Raw genomic sequence first — 13,500 nt, 5'->3', positions numbered from 1 at the left:
GGTGGTAACCTGCGCATGGACCGACTCATCAACATAGTCCTCTATTTCAAAGAGTACGTCGTCCTCGCTCTCCTTATCATCATTTCAATCGTTCTCCTCAGTTTCAACGACAACACCCAGATCCGCGCGATCCGCTCCTACACGGTCGGAGCGATCGGGTTCCTCCAGAATGCGCTGACGATCATTCCGAATGTCGTCGAGCTGAAGCGGGAGAACGAAGTACTGCGGCAACTCAACGTGAATCTCTCCAACGAGGTGAGCCTGCTTCGCGAGGCCCGTCTTGAGAATCTGAAACTCCGCGGCCTGGCGGGGCTGAAACAGCACAGCCCCTTCAAGCTCGTGGCCGGCAACGTGGTCGGGAAGAGCCTGCTCCTGATGCGAAACACGATCACCCTCGATATCGGCGAGGCCGAGGGCGTCAAGACCGACATGGCGGTCATCTCCGAGTCGGGGCTCGTCGGAAAGATCATCGCGACCAGCGAAAAATATTCGATCGCACAGCTTGTGCTGAACAAGGATTTCCGCGCAAGCGCAAAGATCCAGCGGACCCGGATCGACGGGATCCTCGCATGGGACGGCGGGGAGGTCCTTCATCTGAAAAACGTATCCAAGACCCAGGACGTGAAAGAGGGCGATCTCGTCATCACCTCGGAGTACTCGAGCGTCTTCCCGAGCGAGGTGAAAATCGGAATCGTCTCCAGGCTCTCGGAAAAGCCGGGAAGCCTGTTCAAGGAGGTCGAGGTGACTTCGACCGTCGATTTCCCGTCGCTGGAACAGGTGTTCGTCGTGGCCGCCGCGCAGGATCCGGAACGCAAGGACCTCGAGAAGAAGGCGACGCGGACCAAATGATCTTCCGCTACATCCGATACGGCCTGATCTCGGTCGTCCTCATCCTCCTTCAGACGAAGGCGATGCGGCTCCTGTCCGTCGAAGGAATCTCGCCCGACATCCTGACAATCTGGGTCGTCTACATCGCCCTCAAGGAGGGACAGCTCCCCGCCACAATTTGGGGATTCGCAATCGGGCTGGTCTTCGATCTTGCCACCGGAAGTTTCGTCGGCCTTTCCGCGCTGACGAAAACGATCGCGGGGTTCAGCTCGGGATACTTTTATAACGAGAACAAGACGACAACCACTCTCGCGAGTTATCGTTTCCTGCTGATCGTCCTCCTTGTGTCCGTCCTTCAGAATACCTTCTACTTTATCATTTATGCCCAGGGGAGCGAGATCGGCCTCCTGCGCGCGGTGCTTCAGGTGGGCCTCGCGACGGCGTTCTACACCACGACCTGGACCCTCCTCCCGATGTTCGCTTTTGCGCGAAAGGCCTTGAGGTAGCATGGAAGCATTCGAACCGTCCCAGCGGTCAAACCAGTTTTTCATTCTCGTGGGAGTCCTCTTCCTGCTGCTCCTCGGAAGGCTGGTCCAGCTGCAGTTGTTGTATTCGGATGTGTACGGAAAAAAATCGGAGGAGAACAGCATCCGCCCGATCGCCCATGATCCGATCCGCGGATTCATGTTCGATCGAAACGCCCGGCTGCTGGTCGACAACCGTCCCTCCTATTCCGTGACAATCACCCCCTCGGAATTCCGGCAGAGCGCAATACCGTTGCTCTCCCGGATCCTGGCCGTCGATTCCGAATTCATCATGGAACGCGTGCAAAAAGGAAGGATGTACAACCGGTTCGCACCGGCGAAGATCAAGCGCGACATCGATTTTCCCACACTATCCGCCATTGAAGAAAACAGGGACAAGCTACCCGGCGTGGATTACCAGATCGAATCGAAGCGGTACTATCCCACCGGCGCGAAGGCGGCTCACCTGTTCGGCTACACGAAGGAGATCACCGACCAGCAACTCACGACGAGGGGAGAAGAATATCATCCCGGCGACCTGGTCGGAGCGACCGGACTGGAAGCGGCATACGAAGAGTTCCTGCGAGGGCAGAAAGGGTACGAATTCATCACGGTCAATGCAAAGGGGCAGATGCTCGGCCCCTACAACGACGGAAGAAACGATATCGCGGCGCAGGAAGGAAACGATCTCTTTCTCGCGATCGACGGCTCCGTTCAGGCGCTCGCGGAGTCGCTCCTGGCGAACAGGCGCGGGGCGGTGGTTGCGATCGACCCGGATGACGGCGGAGTGATCGCGCTCGTCAGCAAGCCCGACTATGACCTCAACTCCTTCGGGGGAGTGACGCCGCCGGACGTCTGGAACGCCCTCAACACCGATTCCACCAAACCGCTCTTCAACCGGGCTACGATGACGCGCTACCCTCCCGGATCGACGTTCAAAATGGTTCTTGCCGCCGCGGCAATTGAAGGCAACGTGGTCGACCCCGCCTCGAGGATTTTCTGCACGGGCGGATTCCGCTTCGGCACCAGGGTCTTCAAGGACCACGGGACCCACGGCTCCACCAACATGATGGAGGCGATCCAGCGGTCGTGCAATGTGTATTTCTACCAGGTCATGCTCAAAGTCGGATTTGAAGCATGGACCCATTACGGCGAGGAATTCGGCTTCGGGTCCCCCACCGGCATCGACATCCTGGAAGAGACTTCCGGCCTCCTCCCTTCAGGAGCATACTTCGACCGGATTTACGGTGAAGGACGCTGGACGCAGGGATATCTCGTCAGTCTCGCGATCGGGCAGGGTGAAGTCGGCGTCTCGCCTGTCCAGATGGCGGCGTATGCGGCGGCCCTCGGCAACATGGGATATTACCGCACTCCGCACGTCGTTCAGAGAATTCGCGACAAGGCGACCGGGGAGATGAGCGCGGTTCCGTTCGCCACCAGAAAGATCGAATTATCGGACCGGGCGTGGAAGGTGATCCGCGAGGGCATGTACAAGTGTGTCAGCGAAGAAGGCGGAACGGGCGCTGCCGCAAAAGTTGCCGGGGTTGCGGTCGCCGGCAAGACCGGCACCGCGCAGAACCCTCACGGTGCCGACCATGCCTGGTTTATCGGCTTTGCGCCCGTAGACCACCCCAAGATAGCGATTTGCGTCCTCGCGGAAAACGCGGGGTTCGGGGGAACGGTCGCCGCTCCGATCGCCGGGATGTGCATCGAGCAGTACCTCTACGGAAAGCTGATCCGGAATCTACCCAAGTCCCCGTCGCTGATGGCGGCGAAAAGCAGCGCCCGCGAGGCGGTCACGCACTAGAATGGAAACCTGGTTCAAGGAACATATCGATTATCAGACGATCGGGATCGTCGTCCTCCTCCTCCTGATCAGCATCGCGTCTGTGTACAGCGCGACCTACGACGCCGGCGCGTCGGTGTACTTTCACCGGCAGCTCATCTGGGCGCTGATGGGGTTTCTGATCATGTTCTCGATCATGCTGATCCCGTTCAGGGTGCTGCAATTCCTTTCCTACCCGCTCTACGGCATATCGCTTGCCATCCTGGTGGTTGTGCTCGTCATGGGAAAGGTCGTTGCCGGGTCGAAGAGCTGGTTCGGCGTGGGGGGATTCGGCCTGCAGCCCTCCGAGATCGTCAAAGTGACGACCATCCTCGCCCTCGCGTCGTACCTGTCCCAGAGGCACGTGAGCCTGCAGCGGCTGGGAGATGTCGTGGTCACGTTCGGTATCGTGCTCGTTCCCGTCGCGTTGATCCTCCTTCAACCCGATATGGGAACGGCGCTCATCTACCTCGGCGTGTTGCTGGTCGTCGTCTACTGGGCGGGCGCTTCGAATTTCATGATGCTGACCCTCCTTGCGCCAGTCGCATCCGCGATCGCCAGTCTCTTTGGAACCACCGCCTTCGTCTCGGTTCTCGTCTTGACGATCCTCGTACTCCTCTACCTGCGCGAGAACCGTCTCGCATCGGCGACGGTCTTCTCCGGCACGGTGCTGATCGGCGTCTCCGTTCAGTACGTGGTCGGGAAACTCCACCAATACCAGCAGAAACGGCTCATCACGTTCCTCAACCCCGACTCCGACCCCCTCGGATCGGGCTACAACGTGATCCAGTCCAAGATCGCGATCGGATCGGGCGGGTTGTTCGGAAAGGGATACCTGCAGGGATCCCAGACACAGCTGAATTTCCTCCCCGCGCAATGGACGGATTTTATTTATTGCGTGCCCGCCGAAGAGTTCGGATTTGTCGGAGCGTTTTTCATCCTCAGTCTTCTGATTCTCCTTCTCTTCCGGGGTGTGCGCACCGCGTCGATCGTCAAGAGCCGGTACGCGAGCATCGTCGCGATCGGAATCGTCGGCGCGCTCATGATACACATCCTGATCAATATCGGGATGGCGATGGGCGTGATGCCGGTGATCGGCGTCCCGCTCCCCTTCATGAGCTACGGCGGCTCGAATCTCCTCACGAACATGATCATGGCTGGTTTGCTCCTGAACATGTATACGAACAGAAAAGAGTACTAAGGCATGGCCAAACGCCCCCAACCGAAAGAACTCCCGGCAGACCGTCTCCGGTGGCACTGCAAGCCCTCGAGCATCCGGGTGAAGACCACCGACGACGCGACGCCGACGAAAGAGATTATCGGACAGGAACGCGCGCTGCGCGCCCTCAAGCTCGGCCTCGAGATGAAGTACCCCGGCTACAACGTGTTCGTCACCGGCTTTTCGGGCACCGGGAGGATGACGACCATCAAGCGCCTGCTCGCCGACTTCAAGGGGAAATCGGCGTCCCTCAGAGACCGCTGTTACGTGCACAACTTCAAGAATAACGATCAGCCGGTCCTCATTACGCTGAAAGCCGGGGAAGGTTCGAAGTTCCGGCAAACGATGACCGACCTCATCCAGGACCTTGCGAAGAACATCCCGGCCGCGTTCGAGCGGAAGCGCTATAAAGAGGAACGGAAGCGGATGATGGAACACTTCCAGGAAAGGCAACATAGCGTCCTGAGCGACTTTGAAAAGAAAGTAAAAGAAAAGGGGTTCGAGGTGGTGCAGGTGCAGGTCGGACCAGCGATGAGGCCCGACATCACACCCGTGGTCAACAGCCAGCCGGTGAGTTTTGACCAACTCGAAAATTTGATGACGCAGGGTCAGATCACCAAGGAACAGATCGAGCAGATGACGAAGGACCGCGGCGTTCTTGAGGGCCAGATGGAGCTGGTTCTTCGCGAGCTCCGGAACATCGAGCGCAAACTAAAAGAGTCTCTGAACGAGCTCTCCGAACGTTTCATACTTCCCCTGGTGAAGGAGAGTATCGACGAAATCAGGGAGGTCTATACCGACCAGAAAGTGCTCCAGTATCTGGAAGATGTGCAGCGCCATATCATGGAAGATCTCAACCGTTTCCGGCCCCAGGACGAACAGCCGGGCGCCATGATGGGATTGCCGGGAATGCCTCAGGAGCCCGATTCGTTTCTGGAATACCAGGTGAATGTCGTCGTGGATAATTCGGAGACCAAAGGGGTCCCGATCGTGATCGAGACCAACCCCAGGTTCAGGAATATTTTCGGCACGATCGAGCGGGAAGTCGACCGGAACGGAGTCTGGAGAACGGATTTCACTCTCATCAAGCCCGGATCGCTCCTGAAAGCCGACGGAGGGTATCTTGTCATCAACGCGCTCGACGCGCTCATCGAGCAGGGCGTCTGGCAGAACCTCAAACGGACGCTGAGGAACGGGCTGTTGGAGATTCAGCCTCTCGAGACCGGACTCTTCGGCGCGAGCTCCGCGTTCAAGCCCGAGCCCGTCGAGATCGACGTGAAAGTCGTGATGCTCGGCGACGCGTCGATCTACTTCCTTCTGTACGAGCAGGACGACGATTTCAAAAAGATCTTCAAGGTGCGGTCCGATTTTGACACCGAAATGCCCCAGATCCGCGACTCCATCGACCGGTATGTCTCGTTCATGAAGATGATCTGCGACGATGAGAAGCTCAAGCCGTTCGACCGGTCGGGGATCGCGGCGGTGATCGAACACGGCGTGCGTCTCGCCGGGCGACAAAACAAGATTTCGACGCGGTTTAATCTGATTGCCGACCTGATGCGCGAATCCAATTATTGGGCCGGGAAGGAAAACAAGACGCCGGTTACGCATGCGCACGTCCGGAAGGCAATCGAGGAGCGCGTCGAACGTATCAAGCTCGCCGAAGAAAAGATGCATGAGCTGATCATGGAAGGAATGATCATGATCGATTCTTCGGACTCGGTCGTCGGCCAGGTGAACGGCCTCACCATCTACGACATGCACGAGTACATGTTCGGGATTCCCTCCCGGATCACTGCCAAGACGTCGATCGGAAGACGCGGCATTATCAACATCGAACGCGAGTCCGGCCTGAGCGGCCCCTCCCACAGCAAGGGTGTGATGATCATTAGCGGATATCTGCACGGGATGTACGCCCAGCGTCGGCCCCTTACCATGAACGCGAGCATTACGTTCGAGCAATCGTACGGGGGAGTCGACGGAGACAGCGCCTCGTCGACCGAGATTTATGCGATCCTTTCGAGTCTCGCGGATGTTCCGCTCCGGCAGGATATCGCCGTCACCGGTTCGGTGAATCAAAAAGGGGAGATTCAGCCTATCGGCGGCGTGAACCAGAAAATTGAAGGCTTCTTTACGATCTGCAAGGCGCGCGGGCTGACGGGGAAGCAGGGCGTGATCATCCCGAAGCAGAACGAGAGGGATCTCATGTTGAGGCACGAGGTCGTCGACGCGGTCCGCCGCGGAAAGTTCCATGTCCATTCGATCAGCACCATCGACGAGGGCCTCGAAATCCTCACCGGACACCGGGCCGGCAGACAGCTTAAGGGGGGCTCGTTCGAAAAAGGCACCCTCCACGAAATTGTCGACCGGAAGCTCTCCGAGTTCTCGAGCCACTGGAACGCGATGAGGGACTGATCCGATGAAGGTTCTTAAGTTCGGAGGCTCCTCCCTTTCTACCCCCGAGCGGATGCGCGATGTCGCGCGCATCGTCCTTTCGGCTTCGAAGAAAGAGCGCGTCGCCGTAATCGTTTCCGCGTTTCAGGGAATCACGAACCAGTTGCTGGAATCGGCGCGCCTCGCCGCCGCCGGAAACCCGGCTCACCGGAGTGTTCTCCGGCAGATCGAGCACCGTCACCGCGACACGCTGAAGAAGTTGCGGGGCGGCCGCGTCGACCGGCGAACCTCGCAGATCCTGGACGGATGGTTCCGCGAACTCCGGGATCTTCTCCACGGAATCTATCTGCTACGCGATTGCCCCCCGAGGGCGTTCGACGTCGCGGGGAGTTTCGGCGAACGGATGTCCGCCCTCATCCTGGCTTCCTATCTGAACCGCACCCACCGCGCCGAGTTCGTCGATGCGCGCGGCCTTGTCGTGACGGACGATCAATTCACGCAGGCAAGTGTGATCTTCGACCGGACGAATGCCGCCATCCGGGCGCATTTCAAAAAGCTTCGGCCCAAGTCGGTCATTCCTGTCGTCACCGGATTCATCGGCTCGACGGAAGACGGCCGGACAACGACAATTGGGAGGAACGGCTCGGACTACTCCGCCGCAATCTTCGGGGCCGCACTCGGCGCATCGGTGATCGAGATATGGACCGACGTCGACGGAATCTACAGCGCCGATCCGGGCGTGGTCCCGACTGCGTTTGTCGTTCCGAACATCTCGTACGAAGAGGCGATGGAACTCTCCTACTTCGGGGCGAAGGTGCTTCATTCTGCGACGATCGGCCCCGCAGTGGCCAAAAATATACCGATCCTGATCAAAAATACCATGAATCCCGCCGCGCCGGGAAGCTTCGTCACCAAGCGTCCAAAAGAAGACGACCGCGTGGCAAAGGGAATCACCTCCGTCGACGGCATCAGCCTCATGACCCTCCGGGGAATCAGCATGGTCGGCGTTCCCGGAACGGCGGAGCGCCTCTTCCGCGCGCTCGCGTCGCACCAAGTGAACGTCATCCTGATCTCCCAGGCGTCGTCCGAACATACGATCTGTTTCGCCATCAAAGCCTCGGACGGCGCGACCGCATCGAGGGCGATCGCCCACGAGTTCCGGTACGAGTTCCAGCATTCGCTCACATCGCTGGATCATAAGAAGGGACAAACGATCGTCGCGATCATCGGGGACGGAATGAAGGGCGTTCCCGGAATTTCCGGCAAGGTCTTCCAGTCGCTCGGCCAGAACAATATCAACATCAATGCGATCGCCCAGGGAGCGTCCGAGCGCAACATTTCCTTCGTGATCGACTCCGTTCAGGGCGTCAGGGCCGTCAACGTCATTCATCAGGCGTTCTTCGAGAAGCGGAAACAGCTTTCGCTCTTTGTGGTCGGCGTCGGAAACATCGGCAGCGCGCTTCTTCGCCAGGTCCGGCAGCAGCGGCCATTTTTGCTCAAGAAGGGTTTTGACCTCCGCGTCTGCGGTATCGCCAATAGCAGGCACCTCCTCCTGAAACAGAATGGCCTCGATCTCGAGCGCTGGGAAGAGGCGCTCCAGCGGGCGAAGGAGCGGTTCGACCCTCTCGATGCCGCCCAACGGATCGCGGATCTGGAAATGGTCAACGTCGCGCTTGTCGATTGCACCGCGAGTTCCGACCTCGTGGATGCGTACCCCGATTTTGTCCGGGCGAACATGCATGTCATCACGCCGAACAAGAAAGCGAACGTCCTCCCCTGGAAGCAATACACGACGCTTGTAGATCTCCTGCAGCAGAGGCAGAAGCATTTTCTTTATGAAGCAAATGTCGGCGCGGGATTGCCGGTCATCTCGACCTTGCAGGATCTGGTGGCGAGCGGAGATACGATCGTCAGGATCGACGGCATTTTATCAGGGACGCTCAGCTATTTGTTTAATACGTACGACGGAAGCGGCTCCTTCAGCGCGCTTGTCCGCAAGGCACTCGAACGGGGATTCACCGAACCCGATCCGCGCGAGGACCTCTCGGGAAAAGACGTCGCCCGAAAACTCCTCATCCTCGCCCGCCAGCTCGGATTCAAGGTGGAACTCAAGGAGATCCAGGTCGAAAATCTTGTGCCGCCACCGCTACGCAAGGGCTCGTTCTCTGAAAAGTTTTTCGAACGGTACACCCGGTTCGACCGGCTCCTCGAGCGCCGCGTGAAGCGAGCGAAGGCGAACGGCGCGGTCGTGCGCTACGTCGGAACACTGGAAGGCGGAATCGCCAGCGCCGGCCTCAAGGAGATCCCGGCTCATCATCCCCTCGCCGCCACCAAGGGGAGCGACAACGTCATCGCCTTCACGACGCACCGATACTCCCAGACCCCCCTCGTGGTTCAGGGCCCCGGGGCCGGCGCAGACGTCACCGCGATGGGCGTGTTCTCGGATATCCTGAAGCTGTTGCATTACTTACCTTACTAATTTGGGTCGTCATCCCTTCTCGATGTGTCATCCTGAGAGAGCGAAGCGAACGAAGGATCTCCCCCGCTCGTCATCCCGACATGCTTTTGGTCGGGATCTTAATTCTCTTCACCGACAAATGATTACGCATGCACCCTAAATCCATCAGAGCCTTCGCCCCGGCCTCCATCTCAAACCTTGGACCCGGCTACGACGTCCTCGGCCTTGCCATCGACAGGCCGGGTGACTTCGTCACTGCAAAACGGCGTAAGGAACCCGGCCTCAAGTTCTCCGTAAAGACCGAGCAGCCCGGCATACCATTGGATCCAGGAAAAAACGTCGCCGCATATGTTTCCTCCCTCCTTCTCGACGAAGCGAAACCCCCGTTTGGAATCGATCTTGTTTTGGACAAGAAAATGCCGGTAGGCTCCGGCCTCGGCAGTTCCGCGGCGAGCAGCGCGGCGGCGGTTTTCGCCGTGAACAAACTTCTTCCGAAACCGCTCGAAAAGTACGGACTGCTTCGATTCGTTGTCGAGGGAGAGCGAATGGCTGCCGGATCACCCCACGCCGACAATGCCGCACCCTCCCTTCTGGGCGGCCTCTGGCTGATCAGAAGTTATGATCCGCTCGACGCCGTCTCGATCCCTATCAGGAATTCAATCGTATGGGTGGTCGTTCATCCCCACCTTATGGTGAAGACGCGCGACGCGCGAAATATCCTCCCTGAATCTGTCAGCCTGCGTAAGGCCGTCCGCCAATGGGGAAATGTCAGCGGACTCACCGCCGGGTTGATTGCCGGCAATCTCGATCTCGTCGGAACATGCATCGAGGACGTGATTGTTGAGCCGGCCCGCGCTCGCCTGATCCGGGGATTCGGCGATGTCAAGACCGCGGCCTTGAAAGCCGGGGCGTTCGGTTGTTCGATTTCCGGTTCCGGACCTTCGATCTTTGCCGTCGCTCCTTCCATGACGGCGGCGAAGAAGATCGGCCTCGCAATGGCCTCCGCCTTCCGGCGCTCGGCGCATGTTCGCAGTGAGGTGTACATCTCGAAAGTAAATCTTGCCGGGACCAAAGCGATCTGGATGAAGTGATTGCACGCGACGCGGGGGCGATACAAGACGTAATCTTCATACGATCCCCGTTCTGAGCGAATCCTTATGAAATTCCAAAGCGTTAGGAAGAAAAGCCCGCCTGTAAGTTTTCGCGACTCCCTTTTTCGCGGGATCGCACCCGACGGCGGACTCTATGTCCCGGAATCGATCCCCTTTCTCCCCAGGACGTTGCTCGATCGGATCGCCGACGAGTCTCTCCACTCCGTCGGCGAAAAGGTCCTTACCCCGTATATCGACGACATCCCTCCGGCGAATCTCCGTACTATAGTAAGCAAGGCCCTGAATTTCCCGATTCCACTCGTGCAGCTTCAGGACGGGATTTATCTCCTCGAGCTTTTCCATGGCCCGACACTCGCATTCAAGGATGTCGGCGCGCGGTTCATGGCAAACGCGTCATCGTACTTCCTCTCCCAGGAAAAGAAAGAACTGACGATCCTCGTCGCGACCTCCGGCGACACCGGAAGCGCGGTGGCGCATGGTTTCCACAACGTCCCTCACGTCACAGTATACATCCTTTACCCTTCGGGCCAGATCAGTAAACTGCAAGAGCAGCAGATGACAACCCTTGGCGGGAATATCCGGGCGCTTGAAGTCAAGGGGACCTTCGACGACTGCCAGGCCCTCGTCAAGCAAGCCCTTGTGGATGAGGATCTGCTCGCAGCTCACGGACTTACAACTGCGAACTCGATGAACATGGGGCGCCTTCTGCCACAGATCGTTTACTATGTCTCGGCTCTCAGCCAGCTTGCACAGAATCAGCATGGTTCCGCCGCGAGACCGACGCTCGTCGTACCTAGTGGAAATTTTGGAAACCTCACCGCGGCTGCCTATGCGAAACGGATGGGCGCTCCAATCGGTAAACTTGTCGCTGCCACAAATGCGAATGACGTTGTTCCAAAGTATCTGCAGAGCGGAGTCTTTACTCCAAAGCCCTCACTGCGTACACTCTCGAACGCGATGGATGTCGGCAACCCAAGCAACTTCGCGAGACTTCAGAATCTCTATGACGATAACATCGATCGAATGCGCGAGGATATCGAAGCGATTCCGGTCTCCGACCCCGAAACGCTCGAAGAAATACGCGCCACATACCGATCCAGCAAGTATATCCTTGATCCTCACACTGCAGTCGGTGTCGCCGCCGCACGGAAAGTAATGGCTCGCGGGGGCAACCAAAATCCCATCATTGTCGCCGCGACGGCACACCCGGCGAAGTTTCCCGAGATCGTCGAAGGCGCGATAAAGGAAGCCGTTCCTCTTCCCGCTGCCCTCAAGGAAGCACTCGCGCGGCCCAAGCAAAGCACCCCGATCCGCGCCAATTACGGCGATTTGAAGGACCTCTTGCTCGCCGGTTAGTGGGCGATTAGCACCTGCGCCTCCCCATGCCACGTCGTATATCCCTTCACCTCTTGAAGTTCCATAGCATTTGACCTAATGGAGGATTTTAGTGTATATTAAATTGAATTAAGAACTGCCTCAGAGAGGACCCGCGTGGAGGGCTTTCGGTCACGATCTGTTGAAGCTATAAGAATCGACGAACCCGTAAGATCAGACCTCGGGGGGTCTTAACTGCGGGTTTTTGTTTTTTTGGGGAGGCGGCAATGCCAGGAGTTGACGGGACAACAACAAAAGCAGTCGGATTTTTTGAGGCGGTCCGACGGGAGTTGTTGCTAAGAAACTACAGCCATAAAACGATCAAGGCATACATCAGCTGCCTGCGATCGTTCGTCAGATACTTCCATCCGAAGCATCCCCGAGACTTAACCAGCGACGATGTTCGGAAATACCTTCTGTATCTGATCGAAGTCCAGGGGCAAGCCCGCAGTCTCGGCTTGTCCCAAGCCACATTCAATCATTAACTTACTTAAGTTCGACAAATAACGGAGCGACCATTGACGCAATCAAGAGCCTTCGCGATGGTTTCGTTACGGATTCTAGGCATTTACTTCCTCGTTGAGTCGGTACTGTCCCTTCAGAACCTGGCGCCCATATTTGCAGAAACTGACATAACTGGCAAGGAACATCCTATGTTCTTATTGGCATCCCTCTCAGCAACCTTAATTCTATTGATTTCCGGCACTTCATTAATCCTTTTCGCGGCTAAGATTTCAACTTACATGCTAGGGACGTCTCAGACGGATCACATCGAATCGTCGGAGACACTTCCGGATTTGCAGCCAATACTTTTTTCGGCTGTTGGTGCTTTGATAGTTGCGGGTGGAATTCAACGTTCGTTTCTAGGAGTTTCATATTTAGTTAACCTAATAGCTGAAAATCAGAAAGGCTTATTTCCCCCAAAAGTGGTTCGAGACGCTTGGGTCACGATTATCTTGAGTCTGATACAGCTTCTTTTGGGAGTTGGCCTCTTTGTCGGCGGCCGGGGTCTTAGTTCTCTCTGGCGTCGGTTGCGAACTTGGCCGCGGGCCAGCGCCTAACACTGTAAACAACGGCGCCGGTGAAAGAAACTCGAGAATGCAATCGAGATCGCTTAATACTTTTGTTCGCTAAAATGAGAAATATAGGCTCACAAAAGTATTGCGTTGTTTGCCGACACGTTATCTGAAATGCGCCATCAGGAATCTGAATAGCCGACCGATCAAATGAGCTGATCGAGATTACGGGACCCATGAACGACTCTGTGTATCTCGATGGTATTTCCACGTATCATGTAGAAGACCAGGTGAGACTGAACGATCAGTACACGGTAACCGTATTCTCGAAGTCTCGGGTGGCGCGGAATTCGGCCCAGCAGTGGGCTTTTCTCCAAGAGTCCGATGCGATCGTCAAGGTCCGCAACGAACTCTTCTGCCCGAACGGAACTATCTTCAGCTATGTAGTCGAGGATTGCGAGCGGGTCATCTTGAGCGGCAGGAAGATAACGGAGGACGTGCCTAGTGCTCATCAATGCGAGCCCGGAGCTTCGCCATCATCTTTTTGTGTGTGACGCCTTTCTTCCGCGACCGTGATTGCGACTGCGCTACACCCAATTTCTCGAAGACTTCAACCTGAGCTTTGAGACGTTCATAATGATCAATACTCATGACAACCAGATCACCCTCGCCGTTAGTGGTCAAGTAGACGGGTTGGTCTTGATCGTGGCAGATCATAGCAATCTCTCGCGTCCGGTTTCGAAGGCTTGA

Annotated in this window: 9 protein-coding genes; 8 read left to right on the top strand and 1 reads right to left on the bottom strand. The window is 57.2% G+C overall.

Annotated features, from left to right (window positions below; genetic code table 11):
- The first annotated feature begins 15 nt into the window (after positions 1-15).
- The 8 genes from mreC (at position 16) to thrC (ending at position 11,716) form a co-directional block, all read left to right on the top strand.
- Positions 16-849 carry a rod shape-determining protein MreC gene (gene mreC / locus VI215_05300; GenBank protein HEY6191730.1) on the top strand — a complete coding sequence of 278 codons (834 nt, stop codon included), beginning with the start codon at positions 16-18 and terminating at the stop codon, positions 847-849.
- Positions 846-1,334: a rod shape-determining protein MreD gene (gene mreD, locus VI215_05295; GenBank protein HEY6191729.1), complete on the top strand. Its 489-nt coding sequence runs from the start codon at positions 846-848 to the stop codon at positions 1,332-1,334. The genes mreC and mreD overlap by 4 nt, the downstream gene beginning before the upstream one ends.
- Before the next feature lies 1 nt (position 1,335).
- Positions 1,336-3,159 (top strand): penicillin-binding protein 2, encoded by a 1,824-nt coding sequence (gene mrdA, locus VI215_05290; GenBank protein ID HEY6191728.1) that lies wholly within the window; start codon positions 1,336-1,338, stop codon positions 3,157-3,159.
- 1 nt (position 3,160) lies between these two features.
- Positions 3,161-4,378 (top strand): rod shape-determining protein RodA, encoded by a 1,218-nt coding sequence (gene rodA, locus VI215_05285; GenBank protein ID HEY6191727.1) that lies wholly within the window; start codon positions 3,161-3,163, stop codon positions 4,376-4,378.
- Positions 4,379-4,381: 3 nt separating this feature from the next.
- The gene (locus VI215_05280; protein HEY6191726.1) at positions 4,382-6,811 is read left to right on the top strand and encodes an ATP-binding protein; all 2,430 of its coding nucleotides are present in this window, start codon (positions 4,382-4,384) and stop codon (positions 6,809-6,811) included.
- 4 nt (positions 6,812-6,815) lie between these two features.
- Entirely contained in the window at positions 6,816-9,269 is a 2,454-nt protein-coding gene (gene thrA, locus VI215_05275; protein ID HEY6191725.1) for a bifunctional aspartate kinase/homoserine dehydrogenase I, read from the top strand.
- A gap of 128 nt (positions 9,270-9,397) precedes the next feature.
- On the top strand, positions 9,398-10,339 hold the full coding sequence (locus VI215_05270) for a homoserine kinase (protein ID HEY6191724.1): 942 nt from the start codon (positions 9,398-9,400) through the stop codon (positions 10,337-10,339).
- Positions 10,340-10,405: 66 nt separating this feature from the next.
- Positions 10,406-11,716 carry a threonine synthase gene (gene thrC, locus VI215_05265; protein ID HEY6191723.1) on the top strand — a complete coding sequence of 437 codons (1,311 nt, stop codon included), beginning with the start codon at positions 10,406-10,408 and terminating at the stop codon, positions 11,714-11,716.
- A 1,535-nt stretch (positions 11,717-13,251) separates the two neighbouring features.
- Here thrC and VI215_05260 read toward each other — a convergent pair.
- A partial coding sequence (locus VI215_05260) for a type II toxin-antitoxin system prevent-host-death family antitoxin (protein HEY6191722.1) occupies positions 13,252-13,500 on the bottom strand: 249 nt, incomplete at its 5' end.

It is taken from the genome of Bacteroidota bacterium (assembly GCA_036522515.1).
Taxonomy (GTDB): Bacteria; Bacteroidota; Ignavibacteria; order UBA10030; family SZUA-254; genus VBOC01.
Note: the sequence above shows the minus strand (reverse complement) of the source record. Positions and strands in the feature narration are given on the sequence as shown.

What these genes read in the sequence shown, in the direction of transcription:
- mreC (HEY6191730.1), top strand. Translation starts at nt 16, where the DNA reads ATGGACCGACTCATCAACATAGTCCTCTATTTCAAAGAGTACGTCGTC.
- mreD (HEY6191729.1), top strand. Translation starts at nt 846, where the DNA reads ATGATCTTCCGCTACATCCGATACGGCCTGATCTCGGTCGTCCTCATC.
- mrdA (HEY6191728.1), top strand. Translation starts at nt 1,336, where the DNA reads ATGGAAGCATTCGAACCGTCCCAGCGGTCAAACCAGTTTTTCATTCTC.
- rodA (HEY6191727.1), top strand. Translation starts at nt 3,161, where the DNA reads ATGGAAACCTGGTTCAAGGAACATATCGATTATCAGACGATCGGGATC.
- VI215_05280 (HEY6191726.1), top strand. Translation starts at nt 4,382, where the DNA reads ATGGCCAAACGCCCCCAACCGAAAGAACTCCCGGCAGACCGTCTCCGG.
- thrA (HEY6191725.1), top strand. Translation starts at nt 6,816, where the DNA reads ATGAAGGTTCTTAAGTTCGGAGGCTCCTCCCTTTCTACCCCCGAGCGG.
- VI215_05270 (HEY6191724.1), top strand. Translation starts at nt 9,398, where the DNA reads ATGCACCCTAAATCCATCAGAGCCTTCGCCCCGGCCTCCATCTCAAAC.
- thrC (HEY6191723.1), top strand. Translation starts at nt 10,406, where the DNA reads ATGAAATTCCAAAGCGTTAGGAAGAAAAGCCCGCCTGTAAGTTTTCGC.